20 protein-coding genes are annotated in these 24,640 nt (G+C 34.9%); 16 read left to right on the forward strand and 4 right to left on the reverse strand.

The window, feature by feature from the left end; all coding sequences use genetic code 11:
* Window positions 1–117: 117 nt before the first annotated feature.
* The gene (locus DYH56_RS11945; protein ID WP_114643100.1) at window positions 118–1,269 is read left to right on the forward strand and encodes a YkvI family membrane protein; all 1,152 of its coding nucleotides are present in this window, start codon (window positions 118–120) and stop codon (window positions 1,267–1,269) included.
* Window positions 1,270–1,378: 109 nt separating this feature from the next.
* On the opposite strand, the gene DYH56_RS11950 is transcribed toward DYH56_RS11945, so the two are convergent.
* Together DYH56_RS11950 and DYH56_RS11955 are read right to left on the reverse strand one after the other, a co-directional pair.
* Window positions 1,379–1,993 carry a ferritin family protein gene (locus tag DYH56_RS11950; protein WP_114643101.1) on the reverse strand — a complete coding sequence of 205 codons (615 nt, stop codon included), beginning with the start codon at window positions 1,991–1,993 and terminating at the stop codon, window positions 1,379–1,381.
* 60 nt (window positions 1,994–2,053) lie between these two features.
* The gene (locus DYH56_RS11955) at window positions 2,054–2,527 is read right to left on the reverse strand and encodes a GyrI-like domain-containing protein (RefSeq protein ID WP_114643102.1); all 474 of its coding nucleotides are present in this window, start codon (window positions 2,525–2,527) and stop codon (window positions 2,054–2,056) included.
* Between the two features lie 156 nt (window positions 2,528–2,683).
* Between DYH56_RS11955 and DYH56_RS11960 the strand changes: the two genes are divergently transcribed.
* The 6 genes from DYH56_RS11960 to DYH56_RS11985 all read left to right on the forward strand — a co-directional run bounded on the left by DYH56_RS11960 (window position 2,684) and on the right by DYH56_RS11985 (window position 12,434).
* Window positions 2,684–5,455 (forward strand): heavy metal translocating P-type ATPase, encoded by a 2,772-nt coding sequence (locus DYH56_RS11960; protein WP_199533024.1) that lies wholly within the window; start codon window positions 2,684–2,686, stop codon window positions 5,453–5,455.
* Between the two features lie 264 nt (window positions 5,456–5,719).
* A complete protein-coding gene (locus DYH56_RS11965; protein WP_114643103.1) occupies window positions 5,720–6,298 on the forward strand; it encodes an anthranilate synthase component II in 579 nt (192 codons plus the stop codon).
* A gap of 222 nt (window positions 6,299–6,520) precedes the next feature.
* Window positions 6,521–7,906: an aminodeoxychorismate synthase component I gene (gene pabB / locus DYH56_RS11970; RefSeq protein ID WP_114643104.1), complete on the forward strand. Its 1,386-nt coding sequence runs from the start codon at window positions 6,521–6,523 to the stop codon at window positions 7,904–7,906.
* A 9-nt stretch (window positions 7,907–7,915) separates the two neighbouring features.
* Window positions 7,916–8,725 (forward strand): aminotransferase class IV, encoded by an 810-nt coding sequence (locus DYH56_RS11975; protein WP_114643105.1) that lies wholly within the window; start codon window positions 7,916–7,918, stop codon window positions 8,723–8,725.
* A 57-nt stretch (window positions 8,726–8,782) separates the two neighbouring features.
* Window positions 8,783–10,831: a carboxy terminal-processing peptidase gene (locus DYH56_RS11980; RefSeq protein WP_114643106.1), complete on the forward strand. Its 2,049-nt coding sequence runs from the start codon at window positions 8,783–8,785 to the stop codon at window positions 10,829–10,831.
* A 199-nt stretch (window positions 10,832–11,030) separates the two neighbouring features.
* Window positions 11,031–12,434 carry a peptide MFS transporter gene (locus tag DYH56_RS11985; protein ID WP_114643107.1) on the forward strand — a complete coding sequence of 468 codons (1,404 nt, stop codon included), beginning with the start codon at window positions 11,031–11,033 and terminating at the stop codon, window positions 12,432–12,434.
* A 41-nt stretch (window positions 12,435–12,475) separates the two neighbouring features.
* Here the strand turns inward: DYH56_RS11985 and cysK are convergent, their stop codons facing one another.
* Window positions 12,476–13,399, reverse strand: a complete 924-nt coding sequence (gene cysK, locus DYH56_RS11990) for a cysteine synthase A (RefSeq protein ID WP_114643108.1) — start codon at window positions 13,397–13,399, stop codon at window positions 12,476–12,478.
* 185 nt (window positions 13,400–13,584) lie between these two features.
* On the opposite strand from cysK, the gene DYH56_RS11995 reads away from it, so the two are divergent.
* Both DYH56_RS11995 and DYH56_RS12000 read left to right on the forward strand, forming a co-directional pair.
* The gene (locus DYH56_RS11995) at window positions 13,585–14,412 is read left to right on the forward strand and encodes a WYL domain-containing protein (RefSeq protein ID WP_114643109.1); all 828 of its coding nucleotides are present in this window, start codon (window positions 13,585–13,587) and stop codon (window positions 14,410–14,412) included.
* Window positions 14,413–14,899: 487 nt separating this feature from the next.
* Window positions 14,900–15,409: a hypothetical protein gene (locus DYH56_RS12000; protein WP_114643110.1), complete on the forward strand. Its 510-nt coding sequence runs from the start codon at window positions 14,900–14,902 to the stop codon at window positions 15,407–15,409.
* Between the two features lie 348 nt (window positions 15,410–15,757).
* Here DYH56_RS12000 and DYH56_RS12005 read toward each other — a convergent pair whose 3' ends face one another.
* Window positions 15,758–16,246 (reverse strand): flavodoxin, encoded by a 489-nt coding sequence (locus DYH56_RS12005; protein WP_114643111.1) that lies wholly within the window; start codon window positions 16,244–16,246, stop codon window positions 15,758–15,760.
* Window positions 16,247–16,518: 272 nt separating this feature from the next.
* Between DYH56_RS12005 and DYH56_RS12010 the strand changes: the two genes are divergently transcribed.
* From DYH56_RS12010 to DYH56_RS12040, 7 genes are all read left to right on the forward strand, one after another.
* Entirely contained in the window at window positions 16,519–17,199 is a 681-nt protein-coding gene (locus DYH56_RS12010) for a hypothetical protein (protein WP_114643112.1), read from the forward strand.
* 352 nt (window positions 17,200–17,551) lie between these two features.
* Window positions 17,552–17,974 carry a methylaspartate mutase subunit S gene (glmS, locus tag DYH56_RS12015; RefSeq protein ID WP_114643113.1) on the forward strand — a complete coding sequence of 141 codons (423 nt, stop codon included), beginning with the start codon at window positions 17,552–17,554 and terminating at the stop codon, window positions 17,972–17,974.
* A 77-nt stretch (window positions 17,975–18,051) separates the two neighbouring features.
* Window positions 18,052–19,464, forward strand: coding sequence for a methylaspartate mutase accessory protein GlmL (glmL, locus tag DYH56_RS12020; protein ID WP_114643114.1), 1,413 nt, complete (start codon window positions 18,052–18,054; stop codon window positions 19,462–19,464).
* A 14-nt stretch (window positions 19,465–19,478) separates the two neighbouring features.
* Window positions 19,479–20,936, forward strand: coding sequence for a methylaspartate mutase subunit E (locus DYH56_RS12025; RefSeq protein ID WP_114643115.1), 1,458 nt, complete (start codon window positions 19,479–19,481; stop codon window positions 20,934–20,936).
* A gap of 134 nt (window positions 20,937–21,070) precedes the next feature.
* The gene (gene gltS, locus DYH56_RS12030; protein ID WP_114643116.1) at window positions 21,071–22,267 is read left to right on the forward strand and encodes a sodium/glutamate symporter; all 1,197 of its coding nucleotides are present in this window, start codon (window positions 21,071–21,073) and stop codon (window positions 22,265–22,267) included.
* Between the two features lie 72 nt (window positions 22,268–22,339).
* The gene (murI, locus tag DYH56_RS12035) at window positions 22,340–23,134 is read left to right on the forward strand and encodes a glutamate racemase (protein ID WP_114643117.1); all 795 of its coding nucleotides are present in this window, start codon (window positions 22,340–22,342) and stop codon (window positions 23,132–23,134) included.
* A gap of 30 nt (window positions 23,135–23,164) precedes the next feature.
* Entirely contained in the window at window positions 23,165–24,406 is a 1,242-nt protein-coding gene (locus DYH56_RS12040; protein WP_114643118.1) for a methylaspartate ammonia-lyase, read from the forward strand.
* Window positions 24,407–24,640 lie beyond the last annotated feature (234 nt).

Below are 24,640 nucleotides of genomic sequence, written 5' to 3' on the forward strand. Positions count from 1 at the left end.
TTGAGAAAAATATTTTTTTCTCTACTTAAAAATGCCGTACTTAGGAAGACTACGCAATTATCGATTATTCCCAGAGATTAGGGGTAATAAAGTGTCTTTTAAAAAAAGGAGGTTTGGATGGTAAACGAAAAAGTCAAGATAAATGAAAAAATCAATAAAAAAACTGTCATGATGTTTGGTGGAGCTATAATTGCTTTTCTGATAGGTTCAGGATTTGCGACCGGACAAGAGATCTTACAGTATTTTGCCGGTTATGGTTACTTAGGATTAGCAGGTTCTGCTGTTGTTTTTCTGCTCTTAGTATATGTCTGCTCTAGTTTTTTAGAGGTTGGGCATAGGGAGAAATTTGAAAAAGGTAATGATATCTATAAATACTATTGTGGAGAAAAATTAGGGTTCTTCTTTGATTATTTTTCAACAATATTTTGTTTTATGTCTTTTGTAGTCATGGTAGCTGGTGCATCTGCTACTATGACTCAGCATTACGGTACACCAGCGGTAGTTGGTGGACTTTTAATAGCTTCTTTGTCTTTGGTCACCGTCCTTACAGGATTGTCCAGGATAGTTGAAATCGTTGGAAGAGTCGGCCCTATTATAGTTGCGATCGCAATTTGTGTAGGTCTTGTAGCTATCTTCAAGAACTACACCAATCTAGATCCGGAAACAGTGTCCTTGTCCATAGAATCTTTGAAATCTTCCGAAAAACTGGTGAAGGCATCATCCTCATGGTATCTGGCTGCCTTTTCATATGTTGGTTTCTGCATGCTTTGGCTAGCCGGCTTTCTGGCTTCTTTAGGAGCCAAGGCTCAAAGTCCGTTAGAAGCTAAATCAGGAGGGATCCTTGGAGGAGCTCTGTTCTCCCTGGCAGTAGTGGTTGTCACCTTGGGGCTATTGTCGTCTATCGATACGACAGCCGGCACACAAATCCCAATGCTTTACCTGGCTAACAATATCCACCCGCTGTTTTCCAGCATATTTGCTCTGATAATCTTAGCAGGAATTTTCTCCACAGCGGTTCCTTTACTTTGGAGTGTCTCAGCTAGATTTACTGTGGAGGGCACAAAGTCCTTTAAGGTTCTTACGTCTTTGCTGGCTACTTTAGGTTTCTTTGTTGGAATATGGCTTCCTTTTGATAAACTTGTGAACATTGTTTATGTTATCAATGGGTATCTTGGTGGGATCCTGTTGGTGATAATGTGTTACAGGAGTATTAATAGAAGGTTAAAGAAGAAAACTGTAACCCTTGTGGAGGACACTGAAAAAAGATAAAGCAGGTCTTGTCTATGTATCCCTAGGATATAGATTTGAATAATAGATTAAAATTAAAAAAGGAGAAAATTCAATTGAATTTTCTCCTTTTAATGCAACACCACGCTGCTTATTTTCCTTCAAAATGTCTTTCCAATAAACCTTTGAATGCTTTTCCATGTCTGGCTTCATCTTTCGCCATCTCATGTACCGTGTCGTGGATTGCATCGAATCCTAATTCTTTAGCTCTCTTGGCCAATTCAAATTTACCGGATGTAGCCCCGTATTCAGCTGCTACTCTTAATCTTAAGTTTTCTTCCGATGAATCGGTTACCACTTCTCCCAATAATTCAGCAAATTTAGCTGCATGTTCAGCTTCTTCAAATGCTATTCTCTTGTAAGCTTCAGCTACTTCCGGATATCCCTCTCTGTCAGCAACTCTTGACATTGCCAAATACATCCCAACTTCCGTGCACTCTCCTGCAAAGTTAGCTTTTAATCCTTCTATGATCTCTGTGTCTCCACAGGCTAATCCTTCTCCTAATTTATGCTCGGTTGCCCACTCTTCAGTAGCATTTTCATTATAAGCTACGAATTTATCTTTACCTGCCTTACATACCGGACACACCTCAACCCTTGCATCTAATATTTCCCCGCATACTGTACATCTCACTTTCGCCTCTTTAATAAACGAAAACTCTACACCTGTTTTATCTTGATTTTTTAATTGTGCCGTTAATCCCATTTTAATCACTCCTTAATTTTTAAAAAATATGTTAACTCGTTCACTTAAGAATGTCGGTAATTACTTTATAGGAACTAAAAGATAATAGACCGACTCAGGATTCTCTATACCCAGATATGACTCATCATAAATTTCAAAGGAATTTATCCCCCTTTCCATATCCGGAGTAATTTCTCCTCCTACCATGGTAAAGGTAAATACATCGGTATAAAATTTTTCTATACTCTCGGCATTCATTATTCCTTTGGAAGCAAATTTAGCATACTTCCCACCGGGGATAGTTATTTCCTTTTTGGTGAACTCTTTTAAAATAACTGTATCTATACCGGTACAAACTGAATAATCAAACTCCTGGGTAGTCATATCGAAATTTCTAGAGACACCATAGAGATCCCCGGCGGTTTTATAATCAATAGACTCTATAAGGGTCATCCACATGGTGTTGATAAGACCTTCTTTTTTCTTTTTTGCTGTAATATGTTCTTCAATACCAAAACATTTCTGTTCCTTAAATTCTACATTTTCAAATTTCATCCTGCCTCCTAATTTAACTTTATATTTTTAAAAAATAGCTTTCATTATAAATATACTCCTATTTACAAAAAATACCAAGAATAAATATTTTTGACAATTTAAAAGGCAGGTGGTAAACTCCTTATATAGGGTATGGGGGTATATTTGGAGGTAAGGATGATGAAAACTAAAGTGATAAACTTAACAGGATTAGGGTGTGGAAAGTGCAGGAAAAAAGTAGAAGGAATCGCCAATGATATAGATGGTGTAAGTAAAGGGATAGTAGACTTAGAAATGTCTACTTTGACCATTGAATTTGAGAGTGAGGTTTTAGTGGATTTTGAGTATCTAAAAAAAAAAATAATAAAAGCAGGATACGGAATCATGAAGGAGGGGAAAAATGAGTCACATATTACAGATACCAGTGACAGCGGTGCACCTGACAAAGAAAGATCTGCAGCAGAAGGTAAAATTTTAATAACTGAAACTATTGAGGTAGGAGGAATTACCTGCCAGGCCTGTGTGAGGACCATTGAAACTAAGACAGGAAAATTAGACGGAGTAGAGAAGGCAAATGTAAATTTTTTGACAAATAAACTGGAGATAGTTTTCGACCCCGAGAGGATGGACCTGAATACCATAAAAAAAACCATTGAATATGCAGGATATGAGGTTATAGAAAAGGAGTCCATGGAGGACCTGACTCTGAAGATAGAGGGAATGACCTGTCAGTCATGTGTCAGGAGTATAGAGGTAAACCTGGGGAAGGAAAAGGGTGTCCATGAAGTTGTGGTAAACCTGACCACAGAAAAAATGAGGATAAAATTCAACAGAAAAGAGATAAAATTATCTCAGATCAGGAAAAAGGTGGAAAGTCTGGGATTTAAAGCTGTAAAAGATCAGGGGGAACCAGACTATGACAGAAAAAAATTAGAACTGAAGAAAAAATGGTATGAGGTGATGGGATTACTGTTTTTAGGAGGGATAATACTGTATATAGCAATGGGATCCATGGTGGGAGTTTCCCTGCCACAGATTATTGACCTGAATAAAAACCCGTTGAATTTTGCACTGATCCAGCTGGTGTTTACAATACCGGTAGTTTATCTTGGGAGGAGGTTTTATCTGGTAGGATTCAAAGTTTTATTCAGGAATCCCAATATGGACAGCTTGATAGCCATTGGAACAGGAGCTGCTATCTTGTACAGCCTGTATGGAAGCCTTGAAATTTATGCCGGGAATACAGCCATGGCACATCACTTATATTATGAATCAGCAGTAGTGATCTTGGCACTGATCTCTTTGGGGAAATATCTGGAGGATGTGAGCAAGGGGAAAACCTCGGAAGCTATTAAAAAATTAGGGAGTTTAAGACCCAAGATGGCAAACCTTATGAAAGACGGTGAAATAATAGAGATAGAGGTAGAAGAGGTGGAACTAGGGGATATTGTGCTGGTTAAACCCGGGGAAAAGATCCCTGTAGATGGAAGGGTAATAAGCGGCCAGACCAGTGTGGATGAATCTATGCTGACCGGTGAAAGTATGCCGGTAAAAAAAAGGATAGGAGATCACGTAGTAGGAGCCAGTATAAATAAAAATGGGAGTATCCAGATAGAAACTAAAGCTACCGGAGAGGATACCACACTGTCCCATATAATAAAATTAGTAGAAGATGCACAGGGGTCTAAAGCTCCAATTGCCAGGATGGCAGATATAATATCAGGATATTTTGTACCTGTGGTTATAGTAATTGCCGTGGTTTCATCAGGTTTATGGTATTTAGCTGGGAAATCAGGGTGGATGGAGTTAAATAATGATCCCAGTATATTTGCCCTGACTATATTTATAGCAGTATTAGTCATAGCCTGTCCGTGTTCCCTTGGTTTAGCCACTCCTACAGCTATCATGGTAGGAACCGGTATGGGAGCTAAAAATGGGATCCTTATAAAGGGCGGAGAGGCATTGGAAACTACCCATAAATTAAATTATATAATTTTTGATAAAACAGGAACCATTACCCTGGGAAAACCTGTGGTAACAGATGTAGTAGAAACAGGCAAAATAATAGAAAAAGAAAAATTATTACAGCTGGCTGGATCTCTTGAAACCCATTCAGAGCATCCTCTGGGAGAAGCAATAGTAGAAGAAGTAAAGGTAAAAGGGATGAAGCTTTTAAAGGTAAGCGGATTTAACTCCATAACAGGAATGGGAATAGCAGGAGTAGTAGAGGAAAAAACTATCCTGGTAGGGAATGAAAAACTCATGGTAAAAAATAAGGTAGAAATCCTGCCCAAAGATAAAGATAAGATAGACCAGCTGGCTAAACAAGGGAAAACTCCTATGATGATTGCCGTAGAGGGGAAATTCAGCGGGATAATAGCAGTAGCCGATCCGATAAAGGAAAGCAGCAGAAAAGCTATTCAAAATTTAAAAGATATGGGAATTCAGGTAGCCATGATAACCGGGGACAATAAAAAAACAGCAGATGCCATAGGGAAACAGGTGGGAATAGACCTGGTGTTATCCGAAGTAATGCCCGAGGATAAGATAGAAGAGGTAAAAAAATTACAGGAGGAGGGATACAGAGTAGGGATGGTAGGAGACGGGATAAATGATGCTCCTGCACTGGCTCAGGCAGATATCGGGATAGGGATAGCGACCGGAACAGATGTAGCCATGGAGTCGGCGGATATAGTACTTATGAAAAGTGACTTAAAGGATGTGGCAGTGGCTATAGAGCTCAGTCGTGCTACTATTAAAAATATTAAGCAGAATTTATTCTGGGCATTTGCCTACAATACTACAGGAATCCCGGTGGCGGCAGGAGTACTCTTTATATTTGGAGGGCCCCTATTGAACCCTATGATAGCAGGAGGAGCCATGGCCATGAGTTCGGTATCTGTAGTGAGTAATGCATTGAGGCTGAAATTATTTAAAAGCAGATATTAGACCCTACTAGTTTCTCAAGTTATATTTTTAAGTAAAAAAAGATTGCTTTGGGTGATTAAAAGACTGAGTAATTTTGAGACCACTGGTTTAAATACAGATATGATAAAGGAAGCAAGAAAATTATAGAAAAATAATTAAACCTTCTACAGCCTGGATCAGTCCAACAGCTGTAGGAGGATTTTTTATATTATTTAATTTCTTGATAATATTAGGAAATTGACATATAATTTTAATAATAAACTATAAATATTTTAGGAGAGATTTATGATATTAATGATAGACAATTACGACTCTTTTACCTATAATCTGGTTCAATATTTAAATGAATTGGGAGAAGAGGTAAGGGTGTACAGGAATGATGAGATAAGCCTGGATAAAGTGAAGGAATTAAACCCTGAGATGATAGTTATATCTCCCGGGCCTAAAACACCAGATGAGGCAGGAATAAGTGTAGAGATAATAAAAAAATTCTATAAAACTATACCTATATTGGGAATCTGCCTGGGGCATCAGTCTTTGATCCAGGTATTGGGCGGTAAAATAATAAAGGCTGAAACACCGGTTCATGGGAAGGTAGAAGAGATAAGTCATACTGGAGAAGGAGTTTTTAAAGGTCTTAAAAACCCGATAAAGGTGACAAGGTACCACTCTCTTATAGCTGACAGAAGTAAACTGCCGGAAGAACTGATGATTACAGCAGAGACTGCCGGTGGTGAGATAATGGGTGTAAGACATAAAAAATATCTTTTAGAGGGAGTGCAGTTTCACCCTGAAGCTCTCCTGACAGAGTGCGGGCATGAGATGCTGGCTAATTTTTTAGCAGAAGCAAAAACAAAAAACTGAACCACCAATGACGCCAATGACCACGAATTTACTTTAGAGTACAGATAACAGAGTATAGAAAAAATGTATAATGAAAAAGCTCTGTGAAACTCTAATTATACATTCAAAATTTCTTCTAGTTATAAGGAATTTTAATATTCGTATAATCCCTCAGTGAATCTCTGTGTTAAAAGAAAAAGGTTGAAGATGCAATAAATCTAGAAAAGGAGTTAGAAAATTAATATGAAAAAAGCAAAAATTATAGAATTTAAAAGTAATTTAAATAGTATGGAATTATTTGAAGCTGTGAAAAAAGATGGAAACTACCCGTTTTTTTTGGATAGCGGGATGGACAGTGAAAAATTGGGAAGATATTCATTTATAGGAGTAGACCCATTTTTAGTGATAAAATCAGAAGGAAACAGGGTAAGTTTAGAGGAAGACGGGAAGATAAAAACAATGGAGGGAAATCCCCTGGATATTTTACAGGAAAAATTAAATCTGTATAAAATTGAGAGGGAGGAGATCCCCTTTGTAGGCGGAGGAGTAGGATATTTTTCCTACGAATTGGCTCATCTCATGGAAAAACTCCCAAATACAGTAAAGAAAGATGTGGATATTCCTGAAATGGTCATGGGTTTTTATGACGGGATCATAATAATAGATCATAGGGATGACAAAAAATATATAGGGGCAATAGGATTTAAACAAAATATAGAGGAAATAATAAAAAAAATAGAAAAGAATATAGAACAGTATGAAAAAAAAATAAAAACAGAAGAAATAGGAAAAAAGGTTATAAAAAATAGAGATATAAATTCCAATATGACAGAGGATTATTATCTGGCATCCATAAAAAAATTAAAGGACTATATCTATTCAGGGGATATCTATCAGGTGAATTTTACCCAAAGGTTTCAGTGTGACTTTCAAGGGGACTCCAATGAATTATATAAAAATTTAAAATTAATAAACCCGGCTCCATTTGCCGCATACTTAGATTTTGGAGAGGGGGAAATAATATCCAGCTCACCAGAAAGATTTATAAAACTAACTGACGGAACAATAGAAACAAGACCTATGAAGGGGACCAGACCCCGTGGGAAATCAAAAGCAGAAGATGAAAAACTAAAGGCGGAGCTGATAAACAGTGAAAAAGACAGGGCTGAACTACTGATGATAGTAGACCTTATGAGAAACGATATAAGCAGGGTAGCCAAAACAGGAAGTGTAAAGGTAACAGAGTTATTTCACCTGGAAGAGTATGCCACAGTGTTACAGATGGTAGCCACAATAGAAGGGGAATTAAAGGATGAATTATCGGCAGTAGACATAATAAAAGCAACATTTCCAGGGGGATCTATCACAGGTGCTCCTAAAATAAGAGCCATGGAGATAATCGACGAACTGGAGACAACGGCTAGAAATATATATACCGGGAGTATAGGATACCTGGGGTTTGATGGTGATATGGATCTGAATATCGCCATTAGAACAATAGTTTTAAAGGATGGATCGGCATACTTTCAAGTAGGAGGAGGGATTGTCTGGGACTCAGATCCCCATGAAGAATATGAGGAAAGTCTGGTAAAGGGCCGGGCATTGGTGAAGGCATTGAACATAACTTAGGAGTTGAGTATGATGAATTACATAATTTCAAATGATAAATTCATACCATCGGATGAATTTAAACTGGATATAGAAGATGGCTTGTTATATGGATACGGGGTTTTTGAGACAATTTTATTAAAAGACAAGAAATTAATTTATTTGGAAGAACATTATAACCGCTTAATTAAAGCGGTTGAAAGACTTAAAATAAATATGGATCTGAATTTTGAAAAATTAAGTTTATATTTAAACCTTTATATCCAAAAAAACTCCTTAGAAAACTCCGTTTTGAGGGTAACTATTTTGAAAAATTGTGATTCATTCGATATGCTGATAACCCACAGGGAGAATAAGTATAAACCTTCCAAATACAGAGAGGGATTTAAGATGGAAATATCAGAATTCAAAAGAAACCCCAACTCTATAATATCTGGGATTAAATCAGTAAATTATTTAGAAAATATATATGCCCTGAGGGAAGCCAAAAAGATAGGCAGTGATGAAGTGTTGTTTTTAGACTGTAAAAATTATGTATCTGAAGGGGCAACATCAAATATATTTTTTATTAAAGATGGAGTGATCTATACACCTACAAAGGAATGCGGGCTGTTAAAGGGGATAATTAGAGGAAAAGTTATGGAGATTATAGACAAAAATAAGCATTTGAAGCTAAAGCAGGGATTTTTCCCCTTAAAAAAACTATTAGAGGCAGATGAGGTGTTTTTGACCAACTCTGTAATGGGAATTATGCCGGTATCAAAGATAAATCACACGACTTATGATTTAAAAAAATATCATATAACAGATCTATTGGCAGAGGAACTTAGTAGATATTAAAAGACAGGCCTATGGATAAGAAACTCTGAAAATAACTGAAATACTAGGAGGCATAAGATGAAAATATACAGAAAAATAATGGTATTAATGGGAATATTACTCATAGCAATAGTTTCTGTTGGTGAAGTAATAAATGGAGAAAAAAAAGAACAGCTGAACAAGGTGTTATCGGATATATCTTTTTCATTGGAAACAACCCACTATAAAAACTTAGATATAGATGATGAATTTTCTAAAAACGTACTAAAAAATTATCTGGACACATTGGATTATAATCATCAATATTTCACCCAGGCTGAAGTAGATGAAATCTATGAAAAGTGGGGGACACAATTAGATGATGATTTTTTAAAGGGGGATTCCAGAGCAGCTTTTGAGATCTATGACATTTATAAAAATGCTGTAGAAAGAGTGATCCAATATCAGACTAAACTATTGAAGAATCCTAAAAACTTAGATTTTAATGTAGATGAAAAATTAGTCTATGACAGGGAAGATGAACCGTATTTTTTGACAAAAAAAGAATATGAAAACTATTGGAAGAAGATGTTGAAATCATCCATCTTATCCTTAGAGGAATATGAAGACCTGACATATGAAGAGAGCATTGACAGGATGAAGAGCAGGATGGTCACAAGAAAAAAATTGTTGGAGAAAAAAACTACAGATGATATATATTCATATTTTGTAAATGCATTTTTAAAGGAGTACGATCCGCATACTACCTACCTTTCAGCTAAGGAAATAACGGATTTTAATATAAGTATGAAACTGCAGCTTTCAGGAATAGGAGCAGTACTCACCGGGGAAAAGGGGTTCATCAAGGTTGTAAAAATCATGCCCGACGGGCCTGCTGCAAAGGGGAAGGAACTCCAGCCTGAGGATAAAATAATAGCTGTAGCTACAGATGGAAAGACATTTGAAGATATAATGGACTGGCCCCTGGGAGATGCTGTAAATCTTATCAGGGGAAAAGAGGGGACAACTGTAAAATTAAGGGTAATTCCAAGCGGCAGTAAAACAGCTAAAGAATATACCTTTGTAAGGGAAAATGTAAAATTAGAAGATAGGGGAGCCAGATATTTTATAAAGGAAGCTAAATCAAAAAACTCCACCTATAAGATAGGAGTAATTAATCTGCCTTCATTTTATATGGATTTTGATGCTTATAATAAGGGAGATAAAAATTATAAGAGTACCACAAGGGATGTAAAGAAAATTATAGAAAAATTAAATAAGGGAAATATAGACGGGTTGATTATAGACCTTAGAAATAATGGCGGGGGGTCTCTCAGCGAAGTAAACAATCTTATGGGATTATTTATACCCTATGGCCCTGTAGTTCAGGTAAAGGAAGGTGGACGTGTAAGTTATTTAGGGGACAGCGATATGACAACTTATTTTGATAAACCGGTAATAGTAATGGTAAACAGACTCAGTGCGTCTGCATCTGAAATTTTTGCAGCAGCAATGCAGGATTATGGACGTGGACTAATTGTAGGGACTCCTACATTTGGAAAGGGGACAATACAGACTATAAAAGGGTTAGACCTTGGAGAGTTAAAATATACCAATGGTAAATTTTACCGTATAAATGGCGGGAGTACACAGCATAAAGGTGTAACACCGGACATCTTATTCCCTCCTACATATGACAGTGCAGAGATAGGAGAAAGTTCACTGGATAACCCGCTGCCTTGGGATGAGGTAGATTCTCTGATAAATGGAGAAAATAATGGAAATAATAATAAATTGAAAGAATATTTGGCCAAAAAACATATGGAAAGAGCGGCAAATGATCCCGACTTTATCTATAATACCAAAAGGTATGCTATTATCAAAGAGATAACAAAGGATAAAGAAATATCTTTAAATAGAGAAGTCAGAGAGAGGGAAACCAAAGAATTGGAAGATAAGTGGCTCGCCATAACCAATGAGAAGATGAAGGCTAAAAATGAAACAGAACTTAAAGACTATAAGGCTTTAGAGGAATACAATAAAGAAAGAGCTAAAAAAGATGAACTTGAATTATTGAAAAAAGATGGTGAAATTATAGAAACAGTGAAGATATTGGCTGATGAAATAGCCGTAGGAAAAAAAAGATAAAAACTAAAGCCTGAGTTTTGTAGAATACAAAATTCAGGCTTTTAAATTTAAAAAACACCAAAAGATTACTACAATGTTATCATTAGAACGAACTAAGAATAAAGTTAAAAAAAGCTTAAAATAATTCATTGAGAACTGTTGACTCCAACAAAATAGGGAAGTATACTTAGCTTATAAGATATAGATGAAGGGGGATTTTATGACGACGGTTATGGCTGAAAAAGAGGGGCATCCAAAAGGATTTTGGTTGATGTGTTTTACTATTTTATGGGAAAGATTTAGTTATTATGGAATGACAGCTATATTAGTTTTATTTTTTACGGCTAACTTAACTCAGGGTGGATTAGGGATGGATGTAAAAACTGCCACTTCTCTTTTTGGTTTTTTTACTGGATTTATTTATTTAACACCGATAATTGGCGGCTGGTTAGCAGATAATTATTTAGGACAGCAAAAATGTATTTTTATAGGATGTGTACTCATAGGAACAGGAGATTTAATTCTATTTGGAAGTCAGAGTCGGATGACATTATATATGGCTTTAATAACTATAATAATAGGAAATGGTTTTTTTAAAGCCAGCGGGACTAATATTATAGGGAACTTATACCCTAAGGAGGATACGGCCAGAAAAGATGCAGCCTATAGTTTACAATATACGGCAGTTAATTTAGGAGCATTTTTGGCACCTTTAATAATAGGCTTAGTTGCAGATAATTTGTTTTCTGTAGTTGGAAGAGATGGAGCTATTATATTTTATGGCTATAAAACAGCTTTTGCATTTTGCGGGGGGGGAATACTGGTAGGCGCTTTTGTATTTAAGATGCTGGCACCAAGATATTTAAAAGAGGTTGGGAGGGATCCTATAGCTCACAGTTACCGAGGTAAAGACGGAAGGGTTATTAAAGAACCTTTAACAAAAGATGAAAAAAATAAAGTGTCTGCTCTACTAATAATATGTGTTTTTGTAACTGTATTCTGGACAGCATTTAATCAGTCTTATACTTCTTTTGCTCTTTATGCAAGGGATTTTGTGGATAGAAGTGTTGGAGAATTTGATATTCCTGTGCCTTGGTTTACATCACTTAATTCAATTTTATGTGTTACCATAGCTCCTATATTGGGGATTATTTGGATTAAATTGTCCAAAACAAAAAAAGGCGACCTGTCTATTCCTGTAAAGATGTCTCTTGGAATGCTCCTTATGTCGTTAGGTTTTGGAATTATGGTTCTTTCTGTATTTTCAACTAACGGAACTTCGGATCCCGGTGTTAAAGCCGGGCTGGTATTTATAACAGGAACTTATTTTTTCAATACTGTAGGAGAACTTTGTTTATCCCCGGTGGGAAATGCCATGGTAAACAGGTTAGCTCCGGCTAAGTATACTACTTTATTTATGGGACTGTGGTTTTTAACAAACTTTTTTGCCAGTATATTTTCCGGTATAATAGCAGGATTTACGCAAAATTTTGGATTCTCTACAATATTTAGTGGAATAGGAATTTTATTGTTTATAATGTCAGTTTCATTATTCTGGATGAGAAAACCTCTCCTTAGATTGATGGGAGAGGAAGAAAGAGAAGTTGTATTGAAAAAAGCATAAAAAAAGTGTTTTCCCGTTTTGGGGAAAACACTTTTTTTTTCTTAATAAAATATACCGCTGGAAAGATATCTTTCTCCTGTATCCATAATGAAAGTCAGGATTTTTTTGCCTTTATTTTCAGGACGCCTAGCTATATTTATTGCTGTAGCTAAGTTTGCTCCGGAAGAAACTCCTCCCAGGACTCCTTCTTCCCTGGCTAGCCTGTTGGTGATCTCCTGGGCCTCTTCATAGGAGATAGTAGCTATCTCATCCATAACAGATGGGTCAAATGTAGAAGGAATAAACCCGGCACTCATACCCATTCCCTGGATATCGTGGGGACCAGTAACTCCTGTAGAGATAAATGGAGCCCTCATAGGTTCTACAGCAACAGTATAGATATCATTATTTTTTTCCTTTAAATATTTTGCTACCCCTGAAAAACTTCCACCGGTTCCGGTTCCGCAGACAAAGATATCCAATTCATCTTTAAAAGTTTCCCAAATCTCAGTCCCGGTGGAATTATAGTGTGCCATAGGGTTAGCCGGGTTTGAAAACTGGTCAGGAGCAAAACTGTTTGGATGCTGTTTCATCAGTTTATCCAGTTTACATAAACAGCCTTTCATCCCCTGAGACCCGTCGGTTAAAACTAATTCAGCTCCATAGGCTTTTAAAAGCTGTCTTCTCTCTACACTTACGCAGTCAGGCATTACAATGATCAACTTATATCCTTTCACAGCACAGACCATAGCCAGGCCGATTCCTGTATTTCCACTGGTTGACTCGATAATTGTATCGCCTTTTTTTAACTGTCCGCTTTTTTCAGCTTCCTCTATCATATTCAGAGCTACCCTGTCTTTTACAGAACCGGCAGGATTAAAAGATTCCAATTTGATATAGATCTCTGCATGGGTATCGTTGATGTTATTTATTTTTAAAATTGGAGTTCTTCCAACAGTTTCTAGGATGTTATTTAATATTTTCATTTTTAACCACCTCTATTATGTATTTTTCAAATCTATTAACAGTATATCATCTATATATAGAACATTAAAGCAACAAAAATAAATATTTTTTGTTCCATGAATACATTGAAAAACTATATAAATAAGGGTATTATATATTATAAAGTGTTCGAATAAAATGAATTTTAAAAGAGCGGGGGATAAAATTGAAGAAAATAAGAGTTACTATCCCAAAGTATATGGGAGATATATTGAAGTATGATGCTGTAGAATTCGGCCTGAGTAAAAATTATCTGTTAAATTATCTGGTGAAAAATTACAGTCTGCTAAGGGAAAAGGATATACCTGTACTTGAGGGGGAAAAGGAAATTGTTCAGTTCAATTTAAATAAGGAAAATGAGGATTTTTATAGGGAGGTATATAACAGAAGTGAGTTTGAAACAGAAGCTTCCTTTATTAGAACTTTGATATACGGGTATATATCCCAATCCAAGGTTATAAGGGAGAGGTTTATATTTAAAAAATTAATAGGAAAGATCCAGAGGGGGATAAAAGATAAAAAAAAGATAAAGATTAAATTTGAAACAGCCGAAAAAATTGTGAGCCCGTATAATATTTTGTATTCCAGCATGGAAGTGAGTAATTATTTGTTCTGTTATTCAGAGGAAGATCAAAATTATAAAAACTACAGGTTATGTAATATTAAATATGTGTATATATTGGATGAAAACAGCTATACAGGAGATACAGAATATCTTAGGAAGGTAAGGGAAGATTTTGATCCGTTTTTATCCTATGGCCTGCCAGTTGAGATAAGATTAAGTGAAAGGGGTCAGGAAAAATATGACAGGATAAAGACCAACAGACCTAAATTAATAGAAAAATTAGATGACAGGTGGATAGTGGAGGGATCCCAGGAGAAGATAAAAAGGTATTTTGCTTATTTTATGAGTGATGCAGAGATAATATCTCCCATGAATTTGAGAGAATGGTTTTTCGAGGAAGCTAAAAAGATGATAGAGATGTATGGTTAAAAAATAAGGTTAAAAGATATTTCTTTATTTAATCTAAGTTGCTACTTGTAAAAAAGACCTAAGGATTCCATCCTTAACTGGGGTCATTTCTTTTGGTGAGCAAAAGAAACGAACCAAAGAAAAGCTCACTTTTTCTAAATGATGTTATTTGAGTAAGTCAAAAGTAATGTCCGTCTTTTTATAGCTACAGTCCTCGTTACACTGCGAAACTTATTCTGTTGGACGACTGAGTAGAAAATTTACTGAGAAGCTAGGAAACATCTAAAAAAAGGTTTTTTTTAACCTCAAAAATGATCTCTTAACGAGTCTCTTTATCTCATTTTCTTGAAGTTCTATGTTTATGAAATAAACTAATAGTTCTATGACTCTTGCGGTTACTTTGTGATGAAGAGTTAAATATCTTATAAGGTAGTAACTTGGGTTAATTAAGGTATCAATATATAATCAGAAGTATACTGTGAAATAATAAGAAAAATGGAGGAAGAATATGGAAAAACAAATATTAGTTAGAATATATCTAGGTGTTGTAGCGAAATCTAACGGAACATTAAATATTAGATTTCCTTATTTTTTAGATCCAATATTTTACATTGAAGATTTTAATGGGAATATGATTATATATAAAGATAAGTTCGATGATCACAATGATATATATATTGATATTAAAAATGGAGAAACAAAAAATATTAAGATTGAATGTTTATGTGAAGGAATAAGTGACGTTATAGAAATATTAACAACAGATCAAATGGATGCTAGAGTTGTTAAATTAGAAGTGAAAAACTATACAAAAGGCGGTCGTGTATCCTTATATATAAGGGAAATAAAAAGAAAAATATGGGAAAACTTTAATCTTCGTGCATTTTTAATTAATCCAGTAAATAATAAAGACCTTTATAAAATAGTAGTGCATTACCGGAAAATTAGATATAAAAGATTTGGTAATCCTGATCTAATTTATGGCGAATTAAAAAAGGATGTTTTTAAAATATTTTAAAGAATGAGCTCAAAATAAGTATTGTTTATCTCTTCTATAGAAGATTGATGAATATAAACTTTAGTTTTAATAATAGACATTATAAAAATTATGTAAATGGAATAGGATGAATATAGTCAGGAAATTATCTTGAGATGTTCGTGTTCTATTGATTTAACATTAATTAAGGGTAGGAGGAGTAAGGAAAGGAATATCTTTTACGCATAATTTAGGATAGGCCGATCTTTAATACGGGTTCATTTCTTTATTTATTTGAATTTAAAAATAGAAAAATTAATATATATATATATATAAGATAAGGAGGAGAATTTATTATAATTCTCCTCCTTAGTTATAGTTATGAATCTATTACATCTCTTTTTTTAATTGTTCCACCCAATTTTCAATTCTTGAAGAAGTCATGTCATCTTGATTGTTTACATCTATTGCAAGACCCATTAAATTATTATCTTCCAAAGCTTTACTGTCATCAAAATTATAGCTGTCTCTAGAAGTAAATCCTATTATTTCCCCGCCAGCTTCCCTAACAGCTTCACCTATGATACCCAGGGCATCACAAAAAGTATCCACATATGATTCTTGGTCACCGGTTCCAAAAAGCCCTACTTTTTTCCCTGCCAGATTCATTTTCTTTAAACTCTCTATTTCGTCGTTCCACTCATCTTGAAGATCTCCATATCCCCATGTAGAAGATCCTAATAAGATCAGATCAAAATTATCTATATTTGTTAGACCTTCCGAGATAGAAACAGCCTCTACATTAAAAAATCCACCTAATTTTTCTGCTATTGAAGCTGTGTCACCTATTGTACTTCCATAATAAATTCCTACTTTCATTTTGTCCTCCTCTTATTTTTTTTAACAAAAATGGTTATGAGATCTTCTAAATTTAAATTCCCCCTTTTTAAAATATAAAGCTAAACTTAAAATTTTATAATGAGTTATTTTGACTCTCAAACCTTTCGTGTAAAAAAAGTATATATGAGTGTACAGAGTTTGTCAAGAAAAAATATGATTTAACTGGATTCTGTAAAAATTATATAGAACCTTTGGAGCTATGAACAAAAAAATGTTATAATTTTATGAATTTATAGATAGCGGAGGTAAAGATGAAATTTGGAAAAAATTTAACGGTTGAAATAAAACAGATAGAAAATGGTGTAAAATTAAGGGTAGGGGGAGTAAAGAAAGGTATATCCATTACTCCTACAGATTTTGGATTGGATCTCCATAGGAGAAAGATGGAGGGGGTCACTGTAGATCTCAGGGAAGAGATCGATGTATTACAGGGAATAAAAGATGAACTAACTACAGGAGAAGATATCATTTTTGAATATCTATATGGAGATGAACTATCGGCTGTGGTTTTAGCCGGGACCATAGCAAAGAAACATATACCATATGAATTAAAAGCATTAGCTGTAGAAATAGGTGGAATAAATGCAGTGGAACAGAATAAGGATTATATAACCATAGCTATCCAAAAGATGTTAGGGACTAATGACTCCATAGGTGGAGTAGTGGAATGTATCCTGCCATATAACTTGGATTTAAATTCTATTAAAGGTGAGTTTTCATGGGTTATCCATAATCTTATGGAGGAGGTCAGTGCAATCCAATTTGGCAATGGTGTAAAAGACAGCCGGTCAAACGCAAAAGAGTATGAGCTCAGTAAGAATAAAATAACGGTAACATTTGGTCCCCATATGAAAGAAAGGAATAAAATTCCATGTTTAGCAGGAGTGAGAGATGTTATAGTGGATTCTGTTTTGTCAATAGTACTATTATAGTTTGAAAAATTCAGAAATGGGTCAGGATATTAGAAAAACGAAAAAATGATATATATATAATCAATGTTTATCATTTATTGGAATAGAAAATCAAAACAAGCTAATCGTTATGTTGTGTGATTTTACAAAACAAAGTGAAACGAATGTGAACAAACGGCCGTTATATTAGAATTGTATAAGAAAAATAAGGGTTAATTAAATACTAACTATATACTAAGTGAATAATTAGTATATTTTGGTATTTTTTTTTTGTATATTTCCGCATATTGTATTTTTTTCTGAAATTGATTAGAATAGCTTTGTAAAGAAAGAACTAAAAACTAAAACTAAAAACAATTTTTGGAGGTCAAAAATGAAAAATGGAAAGACTATAGTAATCGGAGTAATTGGATCGGACTGTCATGCAGTTGGGAATAAGATCATTGATCATGTATTAACACAGCAAGGGTTTAATGTGATCAACGTAGGTGTTATCTCACCACAAGAAGACTTTATAAACGCAGCAGTAGAAACAGATGCAGATGCAATAATAATCTCTTCATTATATGGTCATGGAGAATTAGACTGTCAAGGATTTAAAGAAAAATGTGATGAAGCAGGATTACAAGATGTAAAATTATATGTTGGAGGAAACATCGTAGTAGGAAAGCAAGATTGGAATACAGTTGAAGCTAGATTTAAAGACATGGGATTTGACAGAGTATATAAGCCAGGAACACCTATTGAACTTACAGCAGAAGATATCAAAAAAGATTTAGGAATGATACCTGCTTAGTAATATCTGGAACAATATAGTAATGAAAAGGGGAAATTGGGGAAGAAGATACATTATAAAAATTGGGAGTGGTAGAAATGAATGCCTACTTATTGATTGACTTTGGGAGTACCTATACTAAATTGACAGCAGTTGATATAGAAAATGAAGAGATACTAGCTACTGCTAAAGATATAACTACAATTGAAGATGACATAATGACAGGTTTTAAAAAAGCCTATGAAAAACTCAAATTATGCATAGAAGAAAAAAATATAAAATTTGATGAGATTAATTTCATAAAGAAAATAGCCTGTTCTTCCGCAGCTGGTGGTTTGAAAATGTATGCAATAGGGCTTGTGCCGGAGCTTACAGCAGATGCCGCTAAAAAAGCTGCCCTAGGTGCAGGAGCCAGGGTTATGAAAACTTATTCTTATGAATTGAATCATAGTGAAATTGAAGAGATAAAAAATTCAAATGCAGATATATTATTGTTAGCAGGTGGAACAGATGGCGGAAACAAAAAGTGTATCATACATAATGCTAAATTAATAGCAGAAATAAAGATAGAGATACCGGTTTTGCTGGCTGGAAATAAGAGTGCTAACGACGAAATTATAGAGATATTTGAAGAAGCAGATATAGATTATATAGTAACAGAAAATGTTATGCCAAAATTAAATAAGATAAATGAAAAACCAACAAGGGAAGCCATAAGAAAGATATTTATGACAAAGATAGTGGAAGCTAAAGGGATGAAAAATGCCGAGAACTTCATATCTGGAATACTTATGCCTACCCCGGCAGCTGTATTAAAAGCTGCAGAGGTACTTGCTCTCGGTAGTGATGACGAAGACGGATTAGGGAATTTGATGGTTGTAGATATAGGTGGGGCCACAACGGATATCCATTCACTGGCAGAGGGTGACCCTAGTAATGCAGGTGTAATTCCTAAAGGCTTGGAAGAACCTTTTGCTAAAAGAACTGTTGAAGGGGATCTCGGAATGAGATACTCTGCTCTATCATTATTAGAAGCAGCAGGAACAAAAAAAATAAGACGATACCTGCATGATGATCATAAAGAGATCGATGTAAAGGCTCACTGTAATCATAGACATGAAAATATTATGATGGTTCCACAAACACCGGAAGAGATATTTTTCGATGAGGCTATGGCAGGAGCAGGAACTGAAATCGCAATGGTAAGACACTGTGGATGGTTAGAAAGTGTATTTACCCCAATGGGAGTAATGTACTACCAGCATGGGAAAGACCTTTTAGATGTTAAATACGTAATTGGAACAGGTGGAGTACTGGTGCACAGTAAAAACCCTAGAAATATATTGAAGGCAGGGGAATTTAATAAAGAACAGCCGGTACATCTATTGCCTAGATCTCCAAATTATTTAATTGACAGCACATATATATTGTCGGCTATGGGACTCCTTGCAGGAGAAAAACCGGATATGGCAGTAAGAATAATGAAAAAATATCTTGAGAAAGTTAATTAGGAGGATCATATTAAATGAATATTAAAAATAAAAAGTGGACAGAGGAAGAATTTTTTAAAGTAAGAGAAGAAGTATTAAAGCAATGGCCTACAGGTGAAGAGGTAGATTTAGCTGAAGGTGTTAAATATCTAAAGGAATTACCTGATCATAAAAACTTCGCTAAAAAGTTATGGACAGCTAAGCAAGATGGAAAAACATTAGCACAGCCTAGAGCGGGTGTAGCATTATTAAATGAACATATAGAGTTATTAAGCTTCTTATCTGAAGAGGGTGGAGCAGATTTATTACCATCAACTATAGATTCATACACTAGATTAAATAGATATGAAGAGTGTGAAAGAGGAATTAAAGAATCAGAAAAAGCAGGAAGATCATTATTAAATGGTTTCCCAGGTGTAAACTATGGAGTAAAAGGTTGTAAAAGAGTATTAGAAGCAGTGGACAAGCCGTTACAAGTAAGACACGGAACTCCTGATGCAAGATTATTGGCTGAGATCACAATGTCTGCTGGATGGACTTCATATGAAGGTGGAGGAATTTCTTATAACTTACCATATGCTAAATCAGTATCTATGGAAAGAACAATAAGAGACTGGCAATATGTAGATAGATTAGTAGGATGGTACGAAGAGCAAGGTGTTTCTATCAATAGAGAACCTTACGGACCATTAACAGGAACTTTAGTTCCAGTATCAATATCAAATGCAGTACAAATAATAGAGTGTTTATTAGCAGCGGAACAAGGTGTTAAGAGTATCACTTTAGGATATGGACAATGTGGAAACTTAGTTCAAGACGTAGCAGCTATCAGAACTTTACAGGAGTTAGCTGAAGAGTACTGTGAAAAATTAGGATATGAAAATATGCAAATAACTACAGTATTCCATCAATGGATGGGTGGATTCCCAGAAGATGAATCTAAAGCTTTTGGTGTAATCTCAAATGGAGCAGCAGCAGCAGCATTATCAGGAGCAACAAAAGTAATCGTAAAGACTACTCATGAGGCTATCGGAATCCCTACAAAAGAAGCTAATGCCAATGCAATAAAAGCGACTAAGATGGTATTAAACTTATTAGAAGGACAAACATTACCTGATTCTGAAGAGTTAGAAACAGAAATCAAGCAGGTAAAAGCAGAGATCAAATGTATCATGGATAAGGTATATGACCTTGGAAATGGAGACTTAGCTCTTGGTACTATTGAAGCAGTTAAGCAAGGTGTAATTGATATTCCATTCGCACCTGCAAACGTAAACATGGGTAAAATGTTACCGGCTAGAGATAACAAAGGTAGAATCAGATATTTAGAGTGTGGAAACATTCCATTCACAGACGAGATCAAGGCATTCAATACAGCTGAATTACAAAAAAGAGCAGACTTTGAAGGTAGAGAGATCAGTTTCCAAATGACAGTAGATGATATATTTGCAGTAGGAAAAGGAACTTTAATCGGAAGACCGGAAAAGAAATAATAAAAAAATTATGAATAATGGAGAAAGTTTTTAATGAAAAGGTAGATTTATAGTCTGCCTTTTCTTGAAAAAAGGGGAGAGTGAAGAGTCACAAAAATACAAATACATATATGTATACTTAAAGGGGGCAAAAAATGCAAGTTTTTCAAATGGATCACATATCGACATTATTTATGGCGATAATCGTATTATTAGTAGGTAGGTTTGTAAGAAGTAAAGTTGGGATATTAAGAAGATTCTTTATACCGGTACCGGTTATAGGAGGGGTTATCTTTGCTGTATTGACTCTGGTTGGTCATTATACAAATACCTTCGAATTTAGTTTTGACGGTACATTGAAGAGTTTATTTATGATAGCGTTCTTTACGACTATCGGATTTATGGCCAGTTTCAAACTTTTAGCTAAGGGTGGAATACAGGTTGTAATATTCTTAATTGCAGCAACAGCTTTAGTAATCCTTCAGGATATAGTTGGAATATCACTGGCTAAGGTATTCGGATTACCGCCATTATTTGGTTTAGCAGCAGGATCTATACCGCTTACTGGTGGACATGGAACTTCAGGTGCATTCGGACCGTTATTGGAGCAGGCAGGAGCAGCAGGAGCAACAGCAGTTGCCATAGCATCGGCTACATATGGTTTAGTTGCAGGATGTCTGATTGGTGGACCAATCGGAAAAAGACTTATGACTAAATTTAATTTAAAGCCAAGTGAAGAGTTATTGAAGGAAGAACATGCTGATATAACAAATGAAGATCAATCAGTAGAGGTTACAGAACATACATTCTTCAATGCAGCTACAGTTATCATTGTTTCAATGGGAATAGGATCAGTACTAGTAGGATGGTTAAAGCAAGTTGGAATTACTTTACCTATCTATATCGGTCCAATGTTAGTAGCGGCAGTTATCAGAAACATATCTGACTCAATGAAGAAAGAATTAAATCATAAAGAAATTACTATTATCGGAAATACTTCATTATCATTATTCTTAGCTATGGCACTTATGTCTATGAGACTATGGGACCTGGCAGCATTAGCAGTACCTTTAGTAACTATTTTATTGGTACAGACTGTATTAATGGGAGCATTTGCATACTTCGTTACATTTAATGTAATGGGTAGGGACTATGATGCAGCAGTAATGGCTTGCGGACATTGTGGATTCGGAATGGGAGCTACACCAAATGCCATTGCAAACATGGAATCATTTACAGCAGCAAACTATCCGTCATTTAAGGCATTTTTCGTAATACCATTGGTAGGAGCTTTATTTATTGACTTTACCAATGCATCGATAATTACTTTCTTCATGAATATGTTTGGATAAACCTATTAAAATTTTATTAAAAATAGTATAATTTTTATACAATAAAAATTATGATATTAGGAGATAGGATTTATGATAGATAGAAGACCAATTGGAATATTTGACTCTGGGGTAGGGGGACTGACTGTTTTAAAAGAGATAGAAAAAATCTTACCCCATGAAAATTTAATATATTTTGGAGATAATTTAAGAGCTCCCTATGGATCAAAAAGTACAGAAGAAATTTTGAAATTCACTTTAAATATAAGTGACTTTTTTATAGAAAAGAATGTTAAAATGTTGATCATAGCATGTAATACAGCTACAGCAGTAGCATTAGAAGTATTAAAAGGTAGATTAAATATACCGGTAATTGGAGTAATAGCTCCTGGAGCAATAAGTGCTATAAATTTAACCAAAAAAAATAAAATAGGGGTGTTTTCTACACCTGTTACAGCAAAGATGAATGCCTATAAAAATGAAATAGAAAAAATCAATAAAGATATAGAAGTTTATCAAATAGGATGTAAACCACTTTGTAAAATGATTGAATCAGAATGGGAAGACACAGAAGAAAATCAAGATATAATTAAATATTATGTAGAAAAATTGCCCACGGAAATAGATGTTGTGGTGTTTGGATGTACTCATTACCCTATAATAAAAGAATACTTTTACAGAGAATTAGAGGGAAAACAATTTGTAAATCCAGCCAAAGAAACAGCATTGGAGGTAAAGAAACTCCTAAAAAAGCTAAAACTCTTAAATAAAAGAGATTCAAAAGGGAAGGTTTCTTTTTACACCTCGGGCAGCATCAATAAATTTAAGCAACTTGCAGAAAAAATATTGGATAGATCATTAGAAAAAATAAAACGAGCATTAAATTAAATTAATCGAATATAAAAGGAGATGTATCACATGAAAATTATTGATATCATTTGTTCAGCAGGAAAGACAGGATTTTATTTTGACGACCAAAGAGCTATAAAGGCAGGAGCAGGTCATGACGGTTTTGATTACGTAGGAGAGCCAGTTACTGAAGGATTCTCAAGAATCAGACAAGCAGGAGAATCTATCTCTGTAATGTTTATCTTAGAAGACGGTCAAGTAGCTCACGGAGATTGTGCAGCAGTACAATATTCTGGTGCAGGTGGAAGAGATCCATTATTCTTAGCATCTGACTTTATCCCAGTTATCAAAAACGAAATAGCTCCAAAATTAATTGGAAGAGATATAAATGAATTCAGACCATTAGCTGAAGAGATAGATACAATGGAATTAAATGGAAAGAGATTGCATACAGCTATCAGATACGGATTAACTCAAGCTATCTTAGATGCAGCTGCTAAAGCAAACAAGATAACTATGGCAGAAGTAGTAAAAAAAGAATATGCAACTGACGTAGCAATCAAAAGATTACCATTATTCACTCAATCTGGAGACGACAGAAAGAATAATGCAGATAAGATGATAATAAAAGGTGCAGACATAATGCCGCATGCATTAATCAACCATGTTGAAACTAAATTAGGTAAAGATGGATCTATCTTAAAAGACTACGTAAAGTGGTTAAGCGACAGAGTATTAAAATTAAGAGAATCTGAAGATTATATGCCAATATTCCACATCGACGTATATGGAACTATCGGAGTAGCATTTGACCAGGATATCCAAAAGCAGGCTGACTACTTAGCTACATTAGAAGAAGCAGCAAAGCCGTTCCACTTAAGAATCGAAGGTCCTATGGACGTTGAAGAAAGAGAAGCTCAAGTTGAAGCATTATCAGCTCTAACTGCTGAATTAGACAAGAGAGGAATCAACGTAGAATTAGTTGCTGACGAATGGTGTAACACATTAGAGGATATTAAATTATTCGCTGATAAGAAAGCAGGACATGTAGTACAAATTAAAACTCCAGATTTAGGAGGAGTAAACAATATAGCAGAAGCAGTATTATACTGTAACGAAAAAGGAATCGGTTCTTATGTTGGTGGAACTTGTAACGAAACTAACAGATCAGCTGAAGTAACTACAAATATAGCAATGGCTTGTGGAGCATTACAAGTATTAGCTAAACCAGGAATGGGTGTAGACGAAGGTATCATGATCGTAGGAAACGAGATGAACAGAGTAGAAGCATTAGTAAATAGCAGAAAATAATTAAAAGTTTTAAGATTAAAGGTAGTTTTTAAAACTACCTTTTTCTTAGTTTTTAAAGCAACGAATAACTAAAACCTTAGTCACAAATTACATGAAAGATATACGAGTATTAAAAAAGTCAGATTTTAGTCTGCGTCAAAAAGGTTTATTGGTGTAGATTGGTGGCGAAAGCTCTTTTTAAGGTTTATAATGTTGCGAAAGATTAGTGAATAAAGAGTAAATTAATTAGGAATG

Origin of the sequence: Psychrilyobacter piezotolerans (genome assembly GCF_003391055.1) — a bacterium.
Classification (GTDB): Bacteria; Fusobacteriota; Fusobacteriia; order Fusobacteriales; family Fusobacteriaceae; genus Psychrilyobacter; species Psychrilyobacter piezotolerans.

Coding starts and splice junctions, on each gene's coding strand:
- DYH56_RS11945 (WP_114643100.1), top strand. CDS start 118: ATGGTAAACGAAAAAGTCAAGATAAATGAAAAAATCAATAAAAAAACT.
- DYH56_RS11950 (WP_114643101.1), bottom strand. CDS start 1,993: ATGGGATTAACGGCACAATTAAAAAATCAAGATAAAACAGGTGTAGAG.
- DYH56_RS11955 (WP_114643102.1), bottom strand. CDS start 2,527: ATGAAATTTGAAAATGTAGAATTTAAGGAACAGAAATGTTTTGGTATT.
- DYH56_RS11960 (WP_199533024.1), top strand. CDS start 2,684: ATGATGAAAACTAAAGTGATAAACTTAACAGGATTAGGGTGTGGAAAG.
- DYH56_RS11965 (WP_114643103.1), top strand. CDS start 5,720: ATGATATTAATGATAGACAATTACGACTCTTTTACCTATAATCTGGTT.
- pabB (WP_114643104.1), top strand. CDS start 6,521: ATGAAAAAAGCAAAAATTATAGAATTTAAAAGTAATTTAAATAGTATG.
- DYH56_RS11975 (WP_114643105.1), top strand. CDS start 7,916: ATGATGAATTACATAATTTCAAATGATAAATTCATACCATCGGATGAA.
- DYH56_RS11980 (WP_114643106.1), top strand. CDS start 8,783: ATGAAAATATACAGAAAAATAATGGTATTAATGGGAATATTACTCATA.
- DYH56_RS11985 (WP_114643107.1), top strand. CDS start 11,031: ATGACGACGGTTATGGCTGAAAAAGAGGGGCATCCAAAAGGATTTTGG.
- cysK (WP_114643108.1), bottom strand. CDS start 13,399: ATGAAAATATTAAATAACATCCTAGAAACTGTTGGAAGAACTCCAATT.
- DYH56_RS12000 (WP_114643110.1), top strand. CDS start 14,900: ATGGAAAAACAAATATTAGTTAGAATATATCTAGGTGTTGTAGCGAAA.
- DYH56_RS12005 (WP_114643111.1), bottom strand. CDS start 16,246: ATGAAAGTAGGAATTTATTATGGAAGTACAATAGGTGACACAGCTTCA.
- DYH56_RS12010 (WP_114643112.1), top strand. CDS start 16,519: ATGAAATTTGGAAAAAATTTAACGGTTGAAATAAAACAGATAGAAAAT.
- glmS (WP_114643113.1), top strand. CDS start 17,552: ATGAAAAATGGAAAGACTATAGTAATCGGAGTAATTGGATCGGACTGT.
- glmL (WP_114643114.1), top strand. CDS start 18,052: ATGAATGCCTACTTATTGATTGACTTTGGGAGTACCTATACTAAATTG.
- DYH56_RS12025 (WP_114643115.1), top strand. CDS start 19,479: ATGAATATTAAAAATAAAAAGTGGACAGAGGAAGAATTTTTTAAAGTA.
- gltS (WP_114643116.1), top strand. CDS start 21,071: ATGCAAGTTTTTCAAATGGATCACATATCGACATTATTTATGGCGATA.
- murI (WP_114643117.1), top strand. CDS start 22,340: ATGATAGATAGAAGACCAATTGGAATATTTGACTCTGGGGTAGGGGGA.
- DYH56_RS12040 (WP_114643118.1), top strand. CDS start 23,165: ATGAAAATTATTGATATCATTTGTTCAGCAGGAAAGACAGGATTTTAT.